The sequence below is a fragment of the Chloroflexota bacterium genome (assembly GCA_018829775.1).
GTDB lineage: Bacteria > Chloroflexota > Dehalococcoidia > Dehalococcoidales > RBG-16-60-22 > E44-bin89.
This window is the reverse complement of record JAHJTL010000115.1, coordinates 14,271-33,501: the sequence shown is the minus strand read 5'-3', so window position 1 is coordinate 33,501 and position 19,231 is coordinate 14,271. Positions and strand designations below refer to the sequence as shown.

The 19,231-nt window shown below is 47.5% G+C and carries 22 protein-coding genes; 11 read left to right on the top strand and 11 right to left on the bottom strand.

Annotation, left to right across the window (positions count from 1 at the left end; genetic code table 11):
* The 5 genes from KKD83_11340 to KKD83_11320 form a co-directional block, all read left to right on the top strand.
* A partial coding sequence (locus KKD83_11340; GenBank protein MBU2536735.1) for an FprA family A-type flavoprotein occupies window positions 1-1,113 on the top strand: 1,113 nt, incomplete at its 5' end.
* Window positions 1,114-1,133: 20 nt separating this feature from the next.
* Window positions 1,134-1,973: a ferritin-like domain-containing protein gene (locus KKD83_11335; GenBank protein ID MBU2536734.1), complete on the top strand. Its 840-nt coding sequence runs from the start codon at window positions 1,134-1,136 to the stop codon at window positions 1,971-1,973.
* 39 nt (window positions 1,974-2,012) lie between these two features.
* The gene (locus KKD83_11330) at window positions 2,013-2,465 is read left to right on the top strand and encodes a ferritin family protein (protein MBU2536733.1); all 453 of its coding nucleotides are present in this window, start codon (window positions 2,013-2,015) and stop codon (window positions 2,463-2,465) included.
* Window positions 2,452-2,895, top strand: a complete 444-nt coding sequence (locus KKD83_11325) for a CoA-binding protein (protein ID MBU2536732.1) — start codon at window positions 2,452-2,454, stop codon at window positions 2,893-2,895. The genes KKD83_11330 and KKD83_11325 overlap by 14 nt, the downstream gene beginning before the upstream one ends.
* Window positions 2,880-4,157 carry a trypsin-like peptidase domain-containing protein gene (locus KKD83_11320; GenBank protein ID MBU2536731.1) on the top strand — a complete coding sequence of 426 codons (1,278 nt, stop codon included), beginning with the start codon at window positions 2,880-2,882 and terminating at the stop codon, window positions 4,155-4,157. The genes KKD83_11325 and KKD83_11320 overlap by 16 nt, the downstream gene beginning before the upstream one ends.
* On the opposite strand, the gene KKD83_11315 is transcribed toward KKD83_11320, so the two are convergent.
* The 6 genes from KKD83_11315 to KKD83_11290 form a co-directional block, all read right to left on the bottom strand.
* A complete protein-coding gene (locus KKD83_11315; protein MBU2536730.1) occupies window positions 4,154-4,948 on the bottom strand; it encodes an alkaline phosphatase family protein in 795 nt (264 codons plus the stop codon). The two genes, KKD83_11320 and KKD83_11315, sit on opposite strands and share 4 nt — an antisense overlap.
* A gap of 1 nt (window position 4,949) precedes the next feature.
* Window positions 4,950-6,164, bottom strand: coding sequence for a 50S ribosome-binding GTPase (locus tag KKD83_11310; protein ID MBU2536729.1), 1,215 nt, complete (start codon window positions 6,162-6,164; stop codon window positions 4,950-4,952).
* A gap of 39 nt (window positions 6,165-6,203) precedes the next feature.
* Window positions 6,204-7,004 carry a sulfate adenylyltransferase subunit 2 gene (locus tag KKD83_11305; protein MBU2536728.1) on the bottom strand — a complete coding sequence of 267 codons (801 nt, stop codon included), beginning with the start codon at window positions 7,002-7,004 and terminating at the stop codon, window positions 6,204-6,206.
* 11 nt (window positions 7,005-7,015) lie between these two features.
* Window positions 7,016-7,660 carry a sulfite exporter TauE/SafE family protein gene (locus KKD83_11300; protein MBU2536727.1) on the bottom strand — a complete coding sequence of 215 codons (645 nt, stop codon included), beginning with the start codon at window positions 7,658-7,660 and terminating at the stop codon, window positions 7,016-7,018.
* A 195-nt stretch (window positions 7,661-7,855) separates the two neighbouring features.
* Entirely contained in the window at window positions 7,856-8,080 is a 225-nt protein-coding gene (locus KKD83_11295; GenBank protein ID MBU2536726.1) for a CopG family transcriptional regulator, read from the bottom strand.
* The gene (locus tag KKD83_11290; GenBank protein MBU2536725.1) at window positions 8,077-8,301 is read right to left on the bottom strand and encodes a ribbon-helix-helix domain-containing protein; all 225 of its coding nucleotides are present in this window, start codon (window positions 8,299-8,301) and stop codon (window positions 8,077-8,079) included. The genes KKD83_11295 and KKD83_11290 overlap by 4 nt, the downstream gene beginning before the upstream one ends.
* 115 nt (window positions 8,302-8,416) lie before the next feature.
* Between KKD83_11290 and KKD83_11285 the strand changes: the two genes are divergently transcribed.
* The 6 genes from KKD83_11285 to KKD83_11260 are packed head-to-tail and all read left to right on the top strand — an operon-like array spanning window position 8,417 to window position 14,712.
* The gene (locus KKD83_11285; protein ID MBU2536724.1) at window positions 8,417-9,295 is read left to right on the top strand and encodes an NDP-sugar synthase; all 879 of its coding nucleotides are present in this window, start codon (window positions 8,417-8,419) and stop codon (window positions 9,293-9,295) included.
* 2 nt (window positions 9,296-9,297) lie between these two features.
* Entirely contained in the window at window positions 9,298-10,245 is a 948-nt protein-coding gene (locus KKD83_11280; protein MBU2536723.1) for an SDR family oxidoreductase, read from the top strand.
* Window positions 10,246-10,259: 14 nt separating this feature from the next.
* A complete protein-coding gene (locus KKD83_11275) occupies window positions 10,260-11,549 on the top strand; it encodes a UDP-glucose/GDP-mannose dehydrogenase family protein (GenBank protein ID MBU2536722.1) in 1,290 nt (429 codons plus the stop codon).
* Window positions 11,546-12,496 (top strand): SDR family oxidoreductase, encoded by a 951-nt coding sequence (locus KKD83_11270; GenBank protein MBU2536721.1) that lies wholly within the window; start codon window positions 11,546-11,548, stop codon window positions 12,494-12,496. Before KKD83_11275 ends, KKD83_11270 begins: the two co-directional genes overlap by 4 nt.
* Entirely contained in the window at window positions 12,493-13,419 is a 927-nt protein-coding gene (locus tag KKD83_11265) for an NAD-dependent epimerase/dehydratase family protein (GenBank protein ID MBU2536720.1), read from the top strand. The genes KKD83_11270 and KKD83_11265 overlap by 4 nt, the downstream gene beginning before the upstream one ends.
* Window positions 13,420-13,479: 60 nt before the next feature.
* Window positions 13,480-14,712: an oligosaccharide flippase family protein gene (locus KKD83_11260; GenBank protein ID MBU2536719.1), complete on the top strand. Its 1,233-nt coding sequence runs from the start codon at window positions 13,480-13,482 to the stop codon at window positions 14,710-14,712.
* Window positions 14,713-14,806: 94 nt separating this feature from the next.
* Here KKD83_11260 and KKD83_11255 read toward each other — a convergent pair whose 3' ends face one another.
* The 5 genes from KKD83_11255 to KKD83_11235 all read right to left on the bottom strand — a co-directional run bounded on the left by KKD83_11255 (window position 14,807) and on the right by KKD83_11235 (window position 19,038).
* Window positions 14,807-15,526 carry a class I SAM-dependent methyltransferase gene (locus tag KKD83_11255; GenBank protein ID MBU2536718.1) on the bottom strand — a complete coding sequence of 240 codons (720 nt, stop codon included), beginning with the start codon at window positions 15,524-15,526 and terminating at the stop codon, window positions 14,807-14,809.
* Window positions 15,527-15,536: 10 nt separating this feature from the next.
* A complete protein-coding gene (locus KKD83_11250; GenBank protein ID MBU2536717.1) occupies window positions 15,537-16,184 on the bottom strand; it encodes a class I SAM-dependent methyltransferase in 648 nt (215 codons plus the stop codon).
* Window positions 16,185-16,189: 5 nt separating this feature from the next.
* Window positions 16,190-16,759: a class I SAM-dependent methyltransferase gene (locus KKD83_11245; GenBank protein MBU2536716.1), complete on the bottom strand. Its 570-nt coding sequence runs from the start codon at window positions 16,757-16,759 to the stop codon at window positions 16,190-16,192.
* Window positions 16,734-17,798, bottom strand: coding sequence for a glycosyltransferase family 4 protein (locus KKD83_11240; GenBank protein ID MBU2536715.1), 1,065 nt, complete (start codon window positions 17,796-17,798; stop codon window positions 16,734-16,736). The genes KKD83_11245 and KKD83_11240 overlap by 26 nt, the downstream gene beginning before the upstream one ends.
* Window positions 17,799-17,970: 172 nt before the next feature.
* Window positions 17,971-19,038, bottom strand: coding sequence for a glycosyltransferase family 4 protein (locus KKD83_11235; GenBank protein MBU2536714.1), 1,068 nt, complete (start codon window positions 19,036-19,038; stop codon window positions 17,971-17,973).
* Window positions 19,039-19,231 lie beyond the last annotated feature (193 nt).

Genomic DNA, 19,231 nt, shown 5'->3' with positions numbered 1-19,231 from the left:
GCTCTGATACCTCTTCCCGACGGGACAAGCTACAACTCATATCTCATCAAAGGCAGTGAGAAAACGGCTTTGGTCGATACCGTGGATGCTGCCATGCCGGATATTCTTCTGGATAACCTGGAGCATCTTGGAATTGACCGAATCGATTATATCATCACCAACCATGCTGAGCAGGACCATTCCGGTGCCCTGCCCGCAGTGCTAACTAGATATCCGGAAGCAAAGGTTGTTTGTACTCCTAAGTGCCAGGGTATGCTCGTAGATTTGATGCTGGCTCCAGAGGAGCAAATCATAGCTGTCGAGGACAGGGAAACGATATCCCTGGGCAACAGGACGCTGGAATTCATCCATGCCCCATGGGTCCACTGGCCGGAGACCATGCTTACCTATTTGAGAGAGGAAAAGATACTGTTCCCCTGTGATTTCTTCGGCTCTCACCTGGCGACCAGCGACCTTTTTGTTACTGATGAAGGTCAACTGTATGAAGCGGCCAAACGTTACTATGCCGAGATAATGATGCCGTTCCGCACCAGTTTACAGAAAAACCTGGATACGGTGAAGAACTATGCTGTTGACATCATTGCCCCCAGCCACGGCCCTCTTCATAACCGACCTGAATTCATAACCAGGGCATATCATAGCTGGGCGTTTGATGACCCGAAAAACATTGTTGTTCTACCTTACATCTCCATGCACGGCAGCACCCGCACAATGGTTGCACACTTCGTTGATGCACTCGTGCAGCGCGGGGTTACGGTAAAGCAATTTGATTTGAGCGACACCGACGTAGGTAAACTGGCCATGTCACTGGTTGACGCTGCCACCGTGGTCATTGGCACGCCTACCGCGCTCGTCGGTCCCCATCCTAAGGTCGCCTACGCCGCTTTTCTGGCCAACGCCCTCCGGCCCAATATCAAATTTATATCCATCATTGGCTCCTACGGCTGGGGAAGCCGGGCAGTGGAGCAGCTGAGCGCCATGATTCCAAATCTTAAAGTTGAAGTACTGGAACCGGTAATGTGCAAAGGGTTTCCAAGAGAGTCCGACCTCAAGGCACTGGACAACCTGGCGGACGCCATTGCCGCCAAACACAAGGCAAATAACTACATTTAATCTTTGTTAGGAGGGCTGCTATGGACAGAAGCAAAATCATTGAGCTGCTGAACAAAGACCTTCAGGATGAACACGGCGCCATCATACAGTACCTGAACCACGCCTATGGCATAGGCGAAGGCGCGATGGCCTGCGAGATTGAGGCCATTTCCCGGGATGAGATGCGTCACCTCGACTGGCTGGCGGAGGTAATCGTTGAGCTTGGCGGTGTGCCCAGTCTGGAGAGAGGTACCATGCGCATGGGCGGCGCACAGGTTTCCGATTGGATGCAGAACGACGTGAGCCTGGAAGAAGGAGCTGTAAAGCAGTATAAAGAACATATCAGTCTTATCGACGACCCAAAGATAAAGCGCCTGCTGCAGCGTATCCTTTCCGACGAACAGGCACATCACGGTAACTTTGCCCACTTCGTGGACAAAGCGAAGCGTGGGGGAACTGAGGATATCAGGGGCGACCGTCAGGATAAGACCGCCAAAACGTTGAACTGGGGCATCGAGCATGAATATACGGTTATCCTCCAGTATCTCCTGCACTCCTATATGAACAAGAGTGAGGAGGCGCAGGAGCAATTGCAGGACCAGGCGATTAATGAAATGCAGCACCTCGGCTGGTTGGCGGAGGAACTGACAAGCGGTGGCGGCAATCCTGTAATTGAACATACCGAGGTAGACCAGTCAACCAGACCGACGGATATGCTCAAGGCCGATATCAAAATCGAAAAAGAAGTAGCCGAGGCGTATGATAAGGCGGGCAAAGAAACCGACGATGCCGACCTGAAAAAACTGCTCTTCCGCATCCGCGATAATGAACTCTACCACATTGACGTGTTCAACGACCTGCTGGAAGAAGAAAGTAAATAATCGCTTGCTATTATCTCTTCTGTAAAAGGTGGGTGAAGAATGCCTGACGAACTGAGCGAGGTGCTGGATACTGCCATCTATAAGGAGATCGCCTCACAGGCCATGTATGAGGCCGCGCAGCGAAAGACCGACGACCCGGGCGCTAAAGAACTCCTCAAAGACCTTGCCCGGCAGGAAGCCAAGCACGCCGATAAACTGAAGGACTTAAGGCAAAAAGGCCTGGTAAAACAGTGGCACCAGGATGAAATAGCCGACCTCAAAATAAGCAATTACCTGACCGGCGGTGATACCCTAGAGGGCGCCGGCCTGCAGGACACGCTCATTTTTGCCATGAAACGCGAGGAAGAATCGGTGGACTTCTACCGCAAAATGATGGGCATGATGCGGGAAGAGGCGGCCAAAAAGCTTTGCGCCAATCTGACAAATGAAGAGCTGAAGCATAAAAAACGCCTGGAGACCCTCTACGACCAGCTATTCTATGGAGAAGATTAGGATACGTATCGAAGAAAAAATACTCAAGGAATTTCGTAACGTAGCTGTGGTCGGGCTATCTTCCGACCCAGAGAAGCCCAGCTACGGGATAGCAAAATACCTCGCAGAACAGGGCTACAATATCATTCCGGTCAACCCGAATGCCCAGGAGATACTGGGCAGAACAAGCTATCCTGACCTGAGTTCTATACCGGAGAAAGTGGATGTGGTGGAGATATTCCGTCGCTCCGAAGACGTTATGCCCATTGTTGAGGAGGCCATTAAAATCGGGGCCAGGGCGGTGTGGATGCAGGAAGGAATTGTGAATGAAGAGGCTGCAGCTAAGGCCAGAGATGCGGGATTGCTCGTCGTGATGAATAAATGCATGTTCAAAGAGCACCAGCGCATGACTCAGGAACAAGGAGGCATGTCTAGATGGCAAACAAAATAACTATCGGGCTATTGATTTTCCTGCTCATTCTTGCCGGTGGATTCGGCTATTACGCCTATACGTCCTATCAACAGATGAATCTGATGAGAGAAGAGCTGAGCACATTCCAGACTGCTCAGGCAGCACAGACGGAAGCAATAAGTGGTGAAATAGCCTCGCTAAGTAATGAGCTTCAAACCGAGCTGGATAGTCTGGGGGCTGATATAGATAAAAGTATCGCTCACGCAACTGACCTGGAAGGTAAGGTTGAAGATAATCTGGCTTTGATTGATGCTCTTGGAGAAGAAGTGAGCGAAAACCTGGACAGGATTGATACTATAGGACGAGAACTGACCAAAGCGACTGAGATGGCCGGGTTCGTTATAGACGCTCCTGACGTGTATCGGAAAGTGAGTCAGGCCGTCATCAGAATCAGCAATGGAGAGAGAACGGTGGGTTCCGGCTTTATCTACGACTCTGAAGGACATGTACTGACCGCGCATCACGTGATAGGTGATCTGGAGGAAATATATGTCATTATTTCAGACGGGAGAGTATTTGCCGCCAGCCTTGTTGGCTCCAACGTTTTCAGCGATGTGGCGGTTTTAAAGCTTGATGGTGCGCCCGGTGTTGCACCGCCCGCGATGTCCGATTCCAGCCAGATAAAAATTGGCGACCCTGTTGCTGCCATTGGGAGTCCCTTTGACCTGGCTGACTCATTGAGCACAGGTATTGTCAGTCAGGTGAACCGGTATACCGAAATAGAATACGACAATCAAAGTCGCTGGGTGTCAAATCTGATACAGTTTGACGCTGCGGTTAATTTCGGTAATTCCGGTGGGCCGTTGTTCGACTCCGTCGGAGATGTTATTGGGCTGGTCATTGCTCGTGTTGGGCCTGAAGAAGGTGACGGTATTTACTATGCTGTTTCCTCGAACAAGGTAAGACGTGTCGCCGATTCCATTATTACCCGGGGCTACTTTGATTACCCGTGGCTGGGCGTCAGTATTTCTGATTTAACGCCGCAACAGGTGCAAGATATGGGCCTGGAATCCATCAACGGGGTGCTGGTCAGCCAGATAGTGCCCGATAGTCCGGCTGAGGTAGCTGACGTTCAGGATGATGATATCATCATCGCCATTGATGGCGCAGAAATCAAAAATGTGGCGGCTCTGACATCATATCTGGGAGACCACTTAAGTCCTGGAGAGCCAACGACACTCAAGGTTATCAGGGACACAGTTACATTAGAGATAGCGATAGAAGTAGGTTTGCGAAGTTAACTGCTGGAAGCTTTAAATTCCTTTCTCACTGCCCGGAATATGTCCTGGGGGCTTTTGATTGGGTAATCAACGTTCACCGTAATAAGTACGGCATTTTCATGGTGGTCGCCTTTCAATTCCCCCCACTCTGTCTTCTTCGGCAGGGTCTGGATGCGGGCTTCCCCAAATGAACACATGCCATGGTCAGAAACAATAATAAGTTTGTTTTGCCTGTTATCCAGGAAACCGGTGTCAAAAAGAATCTCGTCCATTTTCGCGTCCAGCTTCCGGTACCAGGCAGGGACACAATCTTCACCCCAGTGAAAGTGCTGGATGCGGTCGAGAAGAGTATAGACCGCAATTAACAGGTCTGGCTTTTCGACGAGCATCTCTCTGGTTTTTTCGCTTACTCTCTCTAACTCTTCCTGCCATTCCTTTTCGTTGGTGGGCAGGCCGAACCCTACTGGCTTGAAGTCAACTCGAAAGGAATAAGGCGGTACAATGAAGGGTACGTTCAGTACTCTGACTTTCTTTCCCTCTCGCTCCAGAATGTCCCAGATAAAATCTACTTTTATATCCTCTCTTCTGGCCAGTCTGTCTCCAACGACCCAGCTGTCATGGCGGTGCTCTTCCAGCGTCTTCCCGGAAAACATACCACACCACAGAGACTGCGATTCTAGTTTCTCCTCCTCTTCTATAACTATTTCCCTAGCCTGACCCAGCTCGGTTAGTTTCTTGAATGTAGGCAGTTGACTCAGGTTTGGTCTGATAACTGTCCAGGTCGCGGCATCTATACCCAAAACGAAAATCACGTTACCCGTTCTCCAAAATGACCCCGGCACCGATGTTCTTTTTCCCTCGGGTAATTATAAACCGGCCCAGTTCTGGGATTTCAGAAAACGGTTCAACCACCACCGGCTCGCTCCGGAAGACAATGGTTGCCGCCTCATTTTCCCCGATACGGTCTATATCCCTGCCGATTACCTCGCCCGTTTCGGAGTTTATTCTCTGGTGTATCTCAGCAACTTCGCAGCTGGCCCGTTTTGTCCCGCATTTCATTTCCAGTTTGTCGCCTTTATTGAGGGTGCCCTCAAGCAAAGCCACCTCGCCCAGAAAACTGGTGACCGCTGCAGGCTGATTACTGTACAGTCCGGCAACATCTCCTCTTGACGGTACACAGTCCACATGAATGCCAATACTGTCACCGGATGTTGCCTTAGCCACTTCCTTCGGAAATATTACTATCTTATTTACTCTCCCTCTGAGATTGGAAGGCTGAAAGACGAGTTCATCTCCCGTTTTCAAGGCGCCTGATTCTACTCGCCCCACGGTAACCCTTTCTGAATCCGCACCATAGACGTCCTGAACCACGAACCGGAGTGGCTTTTCCCCGGTTTCTTCAGGTTCTGTGCTATCGAGTACCTGAATCAGTGACGGCCCTTGATACCAGGGCATGCGCTCTGACGATAGATAAACGTTATCGCCCTCCATAGCTGAAATCGGGATAAATATGTTCTGTGAATAGCCGAGAGAGGACAGAAGAGCGGATGTCTCCGTTTTCACCCGCTCAAAGGCGGCCTGCTGGTATGTTTCGAGGTCCATCTTATTGACCACAACGATGATGTTCTTTACCCCGAGCATGTGGACGAGAAACGCATGCCGTCTGGTCTGCTCTTGTACGCCTTCCGGTGCTGAGACGACCAGAACGGCAACCTGAGCGTGGCAGGCACCGGTGAGCATGTTTTTGATAAACTCCTTATGCCCGGGCACATCGACGATAGTATAGTAATTTCCTCCTTTTCCTCTGAACAATACCCTGGTGGTATCGATGGTCCGTTCTTCTTTTAATTCCTCCTCGAAGGAGTCGAGGAAATAGGCGAACTCAAACCTCTTTTTGTACTCTTCAAGAAGTCTCTGGATTTCAGCAAGCCTGTCTTCTGGCAATGTCTCCGAATCATAGAGCAGTCTGCCGATAAGAGTTGACTTGCCATGGTCCACATGCCCGACGATAACCGCATTTAAATTCACGTTGTCCTCCGTATAGCTACATCTTCGCGATTTTACTGGTTACATATAGCCCAGCGCACGAAGCTTCTGCATGGTAAACGTCTTTTCCTTATCCTGTGCCCGGCCCGCTCGCTCGGCGACCCTGGTTGTCCTCAGTTCTTCAACAACCTCATCTATGGTGGCCGCGCTCGACTCAATAGACAGAGTACAGGGTTCACATCCCAGACTGCGATATCGTTGTCCGTTCTTGGCAAAGTACATCTGGTTCACCGGCATCTCTTCCTGCTTTGTATATTCCCATACATCAAGCTCACGCCAGTGCAATATGGGATGGATTCGCATGTGAGTGCCGGCGCTGAGAAGTCCCTGGAACTGGTCCCACATCTCCAGCGGCTGGTCTTTGTAGTCCCATTTGAATTGTTCATCTCGAGGTGAGAAGTACCTCTCTTTGGCTCGTATCCCGTGTTCATCCCGACGAATCGCCAGAATGAGTGCATCGAAGCCGTACTCTTCCAGACAATTTTTCAGGGCTTCTGTTTTCAATCTGGTGCAACACTCAAATTTACCCTGCTCGGGTGAGCACCCATCTTTGAGTGCTTTCTCATTTTTCGCCACCACTAATTCAAATCCCCATTCCCGAGCAAGGTTGTCGCGGAACTGGTACATCTGCTTGAACTTATAATTGGTGTCAATGTGAATCACCGGGAAGGGAATTTTACCAAAGAAAGCCTTGCGGCATAGCCAGAGCATGGTGGTGCTGTCCTTTCCCATGCTCCAGAGAACTGCCGGCTTCTTAAATTCAGCATAGGCCTCTCTGACAACGTAAATGCTTCGGTTCTCAAGGTCTTTTAAGTCCAGCATAAAATCCTCCTTCAAAAGACGAAAGTCTTTAGTAAAATATAGGTGCCAAGCGCTACAGTGGAAAAACCGATGATTATTTTCAGCTTCGCCGAGTTTATTTTACGAACGGTTAACGCGGCAAATGGACTGGCAATAATTGAGCCAATGCTGGTAGCAGCGGCTAGACTCCAGAAAATATCGCCTTTTATCAGCATATAACCCAAAAAGCCCACGAAACAGACCGCAGTTTCAGCTACCGTCGTGCTCCCCACCGAGCTTCTCGTTTCCCGCCCGCTTATTATCTGCCCGCCGGTAACCAGCGGACCATACCCTCCGCCACTGATTCCTTTATTAAATGAACTTAATAGCCCAATCCCAGCTAAACCCTTCCATGAAATGGGGCCTCGGTAGTTCCTCCGTAGCAGAATGATGGCCCCGGTGCCCAGGACAACGATGCCGATATAGGTCATCAGCGCCATGGTGGGGATATTTACGGCGGTAAAAACACCCACCAGTGCTCCGATAATCCCGAACCCGGCGAGGATGAAAACGACTTTAGCATCCAGCGATTTGGGTAAGTACCCCAGTCCTCTCAGTCTTTTTTTGATTAATTGCTCATCCTGCCTGAAATCTAACCTGATATTACCCAGCCAGTGATGGGCAAGGCCACCAACCACGCCACCGACAAACTACCCCAGTAGAACTGCCGGCACCACCTGCAATGGTGACAGACCAAAGACAAGCAATAGCGGGGTCAGTGTGGTACCATATCCCATTCCAATAGAGGCGGTAAGGTATTCGCAAAAAAGCGACAGGAAAGCAATTCCCGTAAATAATGCCGGTGTTATTTCCATATCGCGCCAGTGAAAATGTCAGTCCAGATACCCAAGTGCCTTCAACCTTTTCTTAACCTCTTTCTCCTGCTCACTATCAACGGCCAATTTTTCACTCTCACCTTCTTCTTTGAGCACTTCAGACAACACAAAAATGACGTACTCATCGACAGACTCAAAATTAGTGGCTGCAGTCCTATCCTTTACTCGCCTGTAGAGCTCTGCCGGTAAGTTAACTGCTCCGCTTTCATATTCCTGCTTCATCGTTCCTCCTGCAAGTAACCCAGTTTCTTCAGTCTTTCTCTTACCGCGCGTATCTCGTCCGCCGTTAACGTATCTTCACCGCCGATTTCACCGCCGGAAGCGATGCTCCGCATAACGAAAATGATAAACTCAGATACGCTGGAAAACCCGGTATCGCGTATCATAACTTTCAGCTTCCGATAAAGTTCTCGCGGTATTTTGATGGTAACTTTATTTTCCATAACACTCTAATTGTAGTATTATTATAGCCTTTCGTTCCGCCCCCTGTCAATACTTTATCTTGCTTATGCGAGTTCAGTGGGTTATAATTATCGTCGATTACGTTGGAGGTTCCGATTGAAAGCGATATTGCTGGCAGCCGGTGCTGGCACTCGATGTTACCCGTTCACCTATCTTACCCCCAAAATATTTCAGCAAATTGGCGGCATACCTCTTGTGGAATATATGCTCTCCTGGTTTGGCGGAGCACCGGAGATTAAAGAGCTTTATATTGCGGTGCGCAATAAAGCCATAGCTGCCACGCTCGATAATTATCTTGACAAAAGAAGGCAGCATCTTGATAAAATTCTTGACCTGTTTCATGCCCTTGGATTCAGAGTCGAATATACCAATCCGGATTTCAAAATCGATGTCCTGGTAGCTCCAGGATGGGGAACAGGCGGCGACTTGAGAAGTGCCATCGACCACATGCGCGATAAAGCTGCACTGGGAGATGATTTCCTGGTCTGTTACACCGATTATATCATCAACAGGACATTGTCCGATGGCAGTATTTCCCCGCAGATGAACCTGTCTGATATCATCACTTACCACAACCATTGCAAAGAAACCCTGGGCACGGTAATGACGGTGGCGTTTGTAACCGTACCGCGGGAAGAAGCTGTCAGATTCGGCGTCGGACAGTTTGAGGAAATGAAAGGATGTAAAATCGTTCGTGGTTTCATCGAGAAGCCGGATATCACCCAGGTCCCCGAAGCACCGGCGGTGAATGCCGGCATCAGTATTATTGACAGCCACTTCCTTCTTCCTCGTATTGACGCGTATCTTCCCAGGAAACCGGACACGAGCCTGGAGCGAAACCTTACAGAGCGGCTGGCCGGAGAAGAAAACCCGATGCTTGCCGCCTATCTGCTGGAACTTGATGCCTGGTTTGACGTGGGGACACTGGAACAGTTAATCCAGACGAATATATTCGTTGCCTCAAAGAAAACGTAAAAATGGCGAAGAAAGTCGTTGTTACCGGTGGCGCCGGATTTATCGGCTCTCATCTGGCAGAAGAGCTGCAAAATCGCGGCTACTACGTAATCGTCCTTGACGACCTTTCCACAGGTAAGAGAGAGAACATAGGCCATTTTCTGAAAAAGAACTCTGTGGAATTCGTTCAGGGAAACGTGACCGACCTTGCGCTGCTGCAGACGCTGTTTAAAGGAACCGAATATGTGTTTCATCAGGCAGCTATAGCCAGCATAAACAGTAGCATTGAAAACCCTTTACTGGTTAACGAAGTAAATATTACCGGAACACTGAAAGTACTGTTGGCGGCCCGGGATAACGGCGTTAAAAAGGTTATTGTTGCCTCCTCCTCATCGGTGTACAGTAACGTAACCTCAATCCCGCAAAATGAAGCACTGCCACCAGACCCCATATCACCGTACGCACTCACCAAGCTAGCCTGCGAGTACTACTGCAGCATATTTCGCCAGTTGTACGGGCTTTCCACAGTATGTCTGAGGTACTTTAATATATATGGACCGAGGCAGGGTATTCAATCTCAATACTCCGCGGTTGTTCCAGCTTTTATCCAGAGGATAGCCGATAACCAGCCCCCGGTTGTATTAGGTGACGGTAATCAGAGTCGTGACTTCATTTATGTCAAGGATGTGGTGAACGCTAACATTTTAGCCGCACAGAGTGATGCTGAAAGCACGTATAATATCGGCAGCGGTCAAAGCATCACCATTAACGAGCTTGCGCGGAAAATTCTGCAGTTAATGGGAAAAGACCTGGAACTGGTGTATAAAGAATCAAGGCCTGGAGAAGTAACACAAAGTCTCGCTGATATTAACAAAGCCAGAGCGTTTGGCTACGAACCGCAGTGGTCAATTCAAGACGGTCTTGCCGAAACTATCGCCTATTATTTAAAGACAAGTAAGCTTAGCAGCTGAAGAGAGGTACGATAATGAATGTTTGCATCGTTGGCTCCGGACATGTCGGCCTGGTAACTGGTGCCTGCCTGGCTGACTTGGGGAATAAAGTAATCTGCGTGGATGACGATACGGGAAAGATAGACCTTCTGCAGAAGGGCCAGATCCCATTCTACGAGCCGGACTTGGAGCAGATGGTGCACCGAAACGTAGGTGAAGGCAGGCTTTCGTTCACCACCAGCGTTGAGGATGGGGTGGGAAAGGCAAACGTAGTCTTTATCTGCGTTGGTACCCCTCAGGGGCCGGATGGCGCCGCCGATTTATCATTCGTGGAAAAGGCCACCAAACGTATTGCAGAATCAATGGATAGCTATAAGGCCATCGTGGATAAAAGCACTGTACCGGTGAAAACCGGCGGCTGGGTGAAAAGGACGGTGCAACTTAGCAATCGCCATCAACATGACTTTGACGTGATTTCCAATCCGGAATTTCTGCGTGAAGGTAAAGCGGTTCATGACTTCATGCACCCGGATAGAATTGTCATCGGCGTGGAGAGCGAACGGGCGGTCGATTTAATGAGGGAGCTCTACAAACCGCTGGATGCGCCGATGATTATAACCAACATTGAGACCGCCGAACTAATCAAGCATGCTTCCAATGCCTTTTTAGCCCTGAAAATATCCTACATCAATGCCCTGGCCAATATCTGCGAAGCGGTGGGAGCCGATGTAACTAAAGTCGCTGAAGGGATGGGCCTTGATAAGAGGATAGGTCGTGCTTTTCTTGACGCTGGAATAGGCTATGGTGGATACTGTCTGCCCAAGGATGTGCTTGCCTTTATCAAGATAGCGGAAGAAGCCGGTTATGATTTTGAACTGCTGCGAGCAGTGGACAAAATAAACGAACACCAATGCCGCCAGGTAGCTAAAAAGGCAAAGGAGCTGCTGTGGAATCTAAACGGCAAAACCATCGGGATACTGGGTCTGGCTTTTAAACCAGACACCGATGATATTCGAGAGGCGCCCGCGATAAAAATAATCAGGCAGCTGCAACAGGAAGGCGTGAAAATAAAAGCCTATGACCCAAAAGCGATGGAAAATATCAGGCAGATTTTCCCGGATATAGAGCTGTGCCAGAACCTCTATCAGGTAGCGGAGGGCAGTGATGCGCTGGTTATGGTGACTGAGTGGGACGAATTTAAAGAAATGGACCTCAAGAAAATTAAAGAGCTTCTTAATCAGCCGGTCATTATTGACGGCCGAAATATGTTCGACCCCGATGAAATGAAACGATTGGGTTTCATATACCAGGGGGTGGGGCGGTGAAGGCACTGGTCACCGGCGGCGCTGGATTCATCGGCTCTCATCTCTGCGATTTCCTGCTTGCCCGGCAATGTTCAGTAATTTGCCTGGATAACCTGCTTACCGGCGAGATGAGTAATATACAGCACCTGATACCGAATAAAGGCTTTGCCTTCATATCGCAGGATATCACCGATGTTTCAGCTATAAAATCCGATATCGACTACGTCTTTCATCTGGCCAGTCCCGCCAGCCCACCGGAGTATCAGAGACTGCCGTTAGAAACCATGAAAGCCAGTTCGTTGGGCACCCTAAATGTTTTGGAGATGGCGAAGGAAAAGCAAGCCAAATTCCTGCTGGCTTCAACATCGGAAGTCTATGGAGACCCACTGGAACACCCACAAAAAGAGGAGTACTGGGGAAATGTCAACCCGGTCGGGCCTCGCTCGATGTACGATGAGTCAAAAAGGTTCGCTGAAGCGCTGACCATGACCTATCATCGCCAATTCCATCTCGACACCAAAATCGCCCGAATCTTTAACACTTATGGTCCACGGATGAAGAAAGAAGACGGCCGGGCTGTTCCAACCTTCATCACGCAGGCGCTTCAAGGGAAACCGCTCACCGTATTTGGCGACGGTACACAGACGAGAAGTTTCTGCTACATCTCGGATTTAGTGGAAGGCATCTACAAACTTGCCCTATCAGAGATAAATACGCCGATAAACCTGGGGAATCCAGATGAAATAACCATCCTGGCACTGGCACGCCAAATCCTGGAGCTTACCGGCAGCGAGAGTGATATACAGAACCGCTCCTTGCCTGAGGGTGAGCCGAAGATAAGGCAGCCGGATATAAGTAAGGCGCAGGAGCTGCTCCAGTGGCAACCGAGCATCTCACTCCATGACGGATTAAAGAGAACAATCGAGTGGTTTAAAGGCGTAAATTTGGACCGGGAGATAACAGCGTGAAGGCATTGGTCACTGGTTGCGCCGGATTTATCGGCTCTCACCTTGCCGGGAGATTGCTGGAAGAGGGCTATGAGGTGGTGGGAATCGATTGCTTTGCCCCTTATTACCCCAGAGAAATCAAGGGGGAAAACATCGCCGGTATCTTAAAGCAGAAGCATTTTGAGTTTATTGAAGCCGATGTCCTTGCCATGAAAGAATTCCCCCGGGTCGATTGTGTTTTTCACGAAGCCGCCCAGCCCGGGGTAAGAGGTTCCTGGGGTGATAAATTTGAAATCTATGTCCGGAACAATATCTTGGCGACGCAAAAGTTGCTTGAATTCTACAAAGGCGAAAAGTTAACAAAATTCATCTATGCCTCTTCCTCTTCCATTTATGGTGATGCGGAACTTCCATTGAAAGAAACCGCTGCGCCAAGACCTATCTCACCCTATGGCGTTACCAAGCTGGCCGGTGAAAATTTGTGTTACCTTTATCATAAAAGCTACGGAACGCCGGTAATCTCGCTCCGATATTTCACTGTTTACGGACCAGGACAGAGACCAGATATGGCCATTCACAAGATGGTCTCCGCGATATTGAATGGTGAAGAGTTTGTCATTTTTGGCGACGGAAATCAGACGAGGGACTTTACGTACATAGATGACGTTACTGAAGCGAATATTCTGGCGGCAAGAAGCGAGATTCAAGGCAAGGTGTTTAATATCGGGGGAGGCAGCCGGATTAGTGTCAATGACCTAGTCAAACTAATCAGCAACCTACTGAATAAGGAAGTAAAAGCAACGTACGTTGAAGAACAAAAAGGTGATGTAAAAAATACCTGGGCAGATATTGAACTAACTAAAAAAGAGCTGGGATGGCAGCCACAGGTAGAAATCACTGAGGGTCTTCGCAGGTACATTGACTCAGTTGTACATATACATTAAGCCTTTTTACGCAAACTCTCCAGTGAAGAGTAGCTTTTTCCACAGCGATGATAACAAACTATGAAAAATTTCGTTATCAACACAATCGGAAAGTGGCTCGGGATAGACCTAGAGTATTATATAAAAAATAATGCCTATCTACTAATTGCGCAGGGCGTCATTCTTCTTAGTGGCCTAGCAACTTCAGTCGTACTGACGAGGCTATTATCCAAAGAAGATTATGGCCAGTATAACTACTTTTTTTCCATTATAGGCATATTGGCGATATCGGCTCTACCTGGCATGGGCGCCGCTATTATGCAGGCGGTAGCCAATGGTCGTGATCAAGTATTTATTAAGGGCACCAAAACAAGATTCAAATGGAGCCTCATTGGTGCTGCGGTATGTCTTCTAATCGGAATCTACTATTATTCCAGTGGAGAAACATTGCTGGGTAAATGCTTCCTGTTGAGCTCACTTTTCTTTCCGTTTCACGTGTCCTTTGATAGTTACTATCCATTTCTGAACGGCAGACAGCAGTTTGATCTGTCTTCCAGATATCGGTCTATCTATTGGGTCTTTTTAACGCTGGCCGTAATACTCGCCGTATATTTCACCAGAAACTTACTGTGGGTGGTCGCCGCCTACCTGGCCACATCAACCATACTGCATATTGTCTTTCTATTTAACACCGTTAAAACCGGCAACTTGAGTTGCCGTGAGGACAAAACTGCAATAACCTACGGTAAACAACTTACCGGCATACAGGCAATCAGTATCGCTGTGCTCCATTTTGATAAGTTAATCATCGGTGTAGCGCTCGGTTACGCTGGTTTGGCAATCTATTCCATCGCAGTGATGATTGCCAACCTACCGACTGTGCTACTTGCATCAATAAGCCAGACGGTCTTTCCCAAAACTGCGACTATGGACGAAAAGGTTGCATACGATGAAGTCAAAAGAAGGTTACCATGGCTGTTAGTGGGTATGGTCATAATCTGTGGCATTGGTGCCCTGTTATGCCCTTATATAATACCCTGGTTGTATTCTAGTAAGTATCTGGATTCGGTTCTTTATACACAACTTCTTTTTATTCCTGTGATTCTCGGAACCCTGGCCACCGTATTGCGTCGGGGTGCACTTCAAGCCCAGAGAAAAACGAGAGAGCTGTTCAAACTCAACGTAGCTGTTGCCATATTTGAGCTGGTGTTATTGGTACTCTTTGCGGTACAATTTGGTATCCTCGGCATTGTAGCGGCTAAAGCCCTGGCTCGGGCATTTGATTCTGCTTATTCCTGGAAACTAACTAGATAGAATTGTATTCCTCCAAATTACTTAATTTTCTTCATCCTTTGCCTAATCTTTTTTATCTGATTGTGGCGAATATTCTGGGCATTTTACTAGTTACTTAAATCTTGCTGGCTTTTTTCTGGACTACAAGGATATTCAAAAAGCAATAGTTAGCCAAGGGGAGCAATCTATTAAGTAGGTTATAAAGCCATAGAGTTTTAGATGGCCACCTTTGGATTAGCTGATAAATTACAGGCAGGGTAGGAAACAGCCCTTTGCGCTGGATAACTTTAAAGCCTTCTTGTCTTAAAAGTTGTAGGTGCTCTGCAATTGGTCTGTCTCCAGGATGCTTCTCAATCCGAGCTGTTCTGTCAAGCTGTCCAATTAATAGAAACCTTAGCCTTGAGTAACAATGGGCTAGATTAGGAATGGTAAGAATGGCTATACCCTTGTCTTTTAATAGTCTTTTTATTTCAGCTATTGCTGACCTTTGACTTTCATAATCCAAATGCTCAATAACGTCCAGACAGAGTATCACATCAAAATCATGATCAGGAAACGGTGTTTCTTTTATGTCACCTCTTATGACAAACTCAGAGGAATAATTCTGATCTAAACCAATGATATTGTAACCAAGATTTTTGAATTCTTCTAACAGAATACCTTCCCCACAACCTAAGTCAAGAATCTTATAAGTTAGAGGAATCTTACATAGATAACTTCTGATGAATTTCATCTTTGCCAAGTATGTAGGATAATAAGGCCAGTCCGGGTCCAGCTGCTTATGATACTCGCCACGGAGTTCATATTCGCCTCGGATGTACTTCCCCTTTGTCATAACTCACCTACTACATTTTGATGGCGACAACATAGTAGCCCGAGGTCATTATTTTCTGCTCAAGAATGCGATCATAGAAGACACCATACTCTTTGGTGACTATGAATCCAAGTCGTTTTGTTAAGTGTGCCCACAAGTGGAAAAGCCCTTTGAACGGTTTGAAACGCAGAACCTCACACTGATAAGCTATTCTTTGGAGCAAAACAGCTAGGGTCCCGATAGTATCCGTTTCTTCGGTAATCTGAACCACGTTCCAATCCCTTAGTAGATACCTTAGACCGTATTTAGTGTACCGGAAATAGTCACATGGGGTGTCATGCAAGGGAAAGATAAATCGAGTGGTTAGAAGCAGTTCCCCCCCCCTTTTCACGACTCTCCTCATTTCATCTATTGCTTTCTGGGGTTGCTTCAGGTGCTCAAGCACCTCGGTGCACAAAATAACATCGAAACTCTCCTCCTTAAACGGAAGATAATGTGAATCACCTAAAATGTCCGGCGTTGCTGCTTTACTAATATCTAAGCCAATGACATTTGGGAAATAGTTACTACTTTGTAAACCACCGCTTCCTATGTTCAGTGTTTTTCCAGCGCCACTATGGGTCTTTAGAAACTTGTTCAACTCACCTCTGGTTATCTTATTAGTTAGTAGCTGCTTCAACTCTACTACTTCCTCGCAAATATATTATAGCCAGAAGTAACGCCATAGCCAATAAAGCGGTCCAACCAGTTTGTTAACGGCATAAGCCAATTGTTCATAGGAATAAACAGGCAAAGGGTACTGAAATATCCCCTGACCTCCACAATTCTAACCACATTGAAATGGCGAAACATATACATCACTCCGTCTTTAGTAAATCGGTAATAATCTTTATAGTTCTTAGCACCGTGGTAGCCGTGGAGGAATGGGACATAAGCAAATATCTTTCCACCCTTCCTCAGCACCCGATGGCATTCTCCAACCGCTGTTTGTGGCTCGGGGACATGCTCAAGCACAGCCTTGCAGATTACCGCATCCACTGACCCATCCTTAAAAGGTAAATTGTGAATATCACCAACAATGTCAGGGTGATAACTGTAGTCATAATCTAATGCGTAATACTTTGAAGTAGAAAAGCAGTCCTTATACTCCCTCATCTCTTTCTGAAAGGGAGAACCGCTGCCAATATCCAGAATTTTGTTCTCCTTTGCTATTTCCCTGATGCATTCATCAAGGAACTTTTCCCACTTCTGCATTTTTATCCATAAACTCTAATATTCCAGCCGCCCTCCTCTCCCAGGTGTAAAACTGAACGTCCCGGAAGGCATTTCCAGCTAGTTTCTGACTCATCTCATCGTCTCTGATTACCCTTCTCATGCCGTTAGCTAATGCAGTTGGATCGTCTGGTTTCACCAGCAAGGCGTTTTCCTCATTCAGGATTTCCCTTATCGAAGGTAAGTCACTGGCGACGATAGGCCTCCGTGCTGCCATATATTCAAACAATTTCAGCGGGGAGGTATAAAGCCTGGATATCGCTTCTTCGGAAGTATTGGGTAGGACTAGGATATCGGCGGCGGCTAAATATTTAGGAATTTGTGTGGGTGGCACATAACCGACAACTACTATGTTTGGAATATGATTTGAGCTGATAAACCTTTTAAATTCCTCGATATCTCTTGGTGTGCCACCAACGACATAGAGAAGACATTCGTCAGCCAGTTCTTTCATGGCTTGAGCTAAAATATGGGTGCCCTTCCAGCGATACAGGTGGCCCGTATAGCAGACTATTTTCTTATCTGAGGGAATCTTAAATTCCTCTCGGGCTTTTTCTTTCTGGAGATTCACTGAAAAAAGAGATAAATCAACTCCATCCGGCGCGACCAATATTTTTTCCGATGGAATACCCTGGCTCTGGTAAAGCTCTCCCAGTTTCTGGCTGATCACAACGAGTCCATCAACATGACGCACTGCCCAGCTTCTTAATTTGCGCCCTAACTTAGTGAGTGGGAAATCATGGGCTTCATAAAAAACGCTCTTACGGTGTAAGGGCTTGAAGAGATAAAGAAAAAGGCAGGAGAAGAAATCGCGGGAATAAACCAGCTTCGCTGACTGAACAAGAGCGTAGACGGCACTTATCAGACCGAAGTACAAGCTATGCGGCCAATGCAACATACTCTGCAGTGTACGAGTCCAGTGGGAAAGGCGGCTATCCAAGGGTGGAGTTAGATTCATGCTGAATAATCGTCTGATATGAAAGGTTTTTGCCACGGCATAGTACTTGTGAGCATCGGCCACCTGCCTCATTAACTTGGTCTGAATTCGCCATGGTACAATTAATTCAACACGTAGTTTTTTGGCAAACTCGTGACACATCTTCATTATCTGCAAGCCATGAGCCTTTTCCGTGGGAATTCTGGCATTGGCAATGTACAGAAGTTGTTTTTTCATCTCTTTTAGTCAGAGCTAGTCAGTTCCTTTTCAATACTTCTCGAAATACTGAAATCAACCTCGGTAGCCAGACATCAAGGCTATGTTCAGTTTCAACTATACCTTTGAGAAAGAAACGCATTTTCTCTCTGTCCTCTTCCGACAGTGAGTAAAGGGCAGCAATTTTTTTCGCCAAATCGTGCGGATCATTTTTCTGAAAAGTGAGCATGGAACGGTAGCTACCTAGGAATGGGTAGAAAGCTTCGTTGCAAGTAACGATTGGAATACCACTGGCCATAGCCTCCAGAACTGCTTTGTCGATGCTTCCTGTTTGACTGGTACTGACAAATAAGTCTGCCCGGCGATAATACTCGGCCACTTGATTATAGGGAACAGGGCCAACAAATTCCACCCTTTTCTCTATTCCTCTGTCTCTCGTTAAATTCTTGACCATCTCCAGGTATCTCTCTTCCGATACTGAGGCTGGACCACCGACTATCACGATTCTGATATCCTTCATACCGTATTCGCTGCCCATTATCGCAGCAGCCTCGATCAATGTTGTATAGTCTTTTACCGGGGATATCCTCCCCACAGATAGAATGGTTGCGCCGCCTTTAGAAGCGGGCGTGTTCGAAGTGGAAAATCGCTCAATATCAATGCCATGCCCGATAATTTTCACTTTCCGGCTCCTGATCCGGAAACTCTCTTCCGACGCGGTAACAACCCGGTTCACCAAAGCATGACCTAATCTGGTCATCAGGCTGATATGGCCATGGCAGAACCACATAACTAGAGGTTTAGCAAAGAGACGGCTAAACGGCCAGGCCAAAACAGGAAAGGCAGGATACATGTGAGTGAAAACCAAATCCACCCGAGGGACTAATGTAAGTAAGAGACGATTCAAATAGAGCCACTTTGAGAGACGATTTCCTTTCGTGTCCAAGGAGTATACCTCAAAATCCCTATCTGGCTCTGTATTTCGTTGGACCAAGGTTATGATGGAGAGCTTATCCACCTGCCCGGCAATTCGCTTCATCCAAGCATAAGCGAAGCCATGTACCGGATCAAACGGGTCAACGGTCGGGGTCATCATTAATGCTTTCATCAAATCGACCTCTTGATAAATTGCTCGCACCAGACCTGAAAGGTAAAAATGGCCCAGAGCAATCCTAAATTATATTCCTTCTGCGTAAGGTGATCTTGCAGCATTTTATGTACAATGTCGGCATTAAAAAAACCCGTCCCTCTTTAGGTACGAAACAGAGAGATAGTCTTCAATCATTGGTTTCAGATAACCT

Coding starts and splice junctions, on each gene's coding strand:
- KKD83_11290 (MBU2536725.1), bottom strand. CDS start 8,301: ATGGAAAATAAAGTTACCATCAAAATACCGCGAGAACTTTATCGGAAG.
- KKD83_11305 (MBU2536728.1), bottom strand. CDS start 7,004: ATGCTGGACTTAAAAGACCTTGAGAACCGAAGCATTTACGTTGTCAGA.
- KKD83_11260 (MBU2536719.1), top strand. CDS start 13,480: ATGAAAAATTTCGTTATCAACACAATCGGAAAGTGGCTCGGGATAGAC.
- KKD83_11235 (MBU2536714.1), bottom strand. CDS start 19,038: ATGAAAGCATTAATGATGACCCCGACCGTTGACCCGTTTGATCCGGTA.
- KKD83_11325 (MBU2536732.1), top strand. CDS start 2,452: ATGGAGAAGATTAGGATACGTATCGAAGAAAAAATACTCAAGGAATTT.
- KKD83_11280 (MBU2536723.1), top strand. CDS start 9,298: ATGGCGAAGAAAGTCGTTGTTACCGGTGGCGCCGGATTTATCGGCTCT.
- KKD83_11255 (MBU2536718.1), bottom strand. CDS start 15,526: ATGACAAAGGGGAAGTACATCCGAGGCGAATATGAACTCCGTGGCGAG.
- KKD83_11295 (MBU2536726.1), bottom strand. CDS start 8,080: ATGAAGCAGGAATATGAAAGCGGAGCAGTTAACTTACCGGCAGAGCTC.
- KKD83_11320 (MBU2536731.1), top strand. CDS start 2,880: ATGGCAAACAAAATAACTATCGGGCTATTGATTTTCCTGCTCATTCTT.
- KKD83_11330 (MBU2536733.1), top strand. CDS start 2,013: ATGCCTGACGAACTGAGCGAGGTGCTGGATACTGCCATCTATAAGGAG.
- KKD83_11245 (MBU2536716.1), bottom strand. CDS start 16,759: ATGCAGAAGTGGGAAAAGTTCCTTGATGAATGCATCAGGGAAATAGCA.
- KKD83_11275 (MBU2536722.1), top strand. CDS start 10,260: ATGAATGTTTGCATCGTTGGCTCCGGACATGTCGGCCTGGTAACTGGT.
- KKD83_11335 (MBU2536734.1), top strand. CDS start 1,134: ATGGACAGAAGCAAAATCATTGAGCTGCTGAACAAAGACCTTCAGGAT.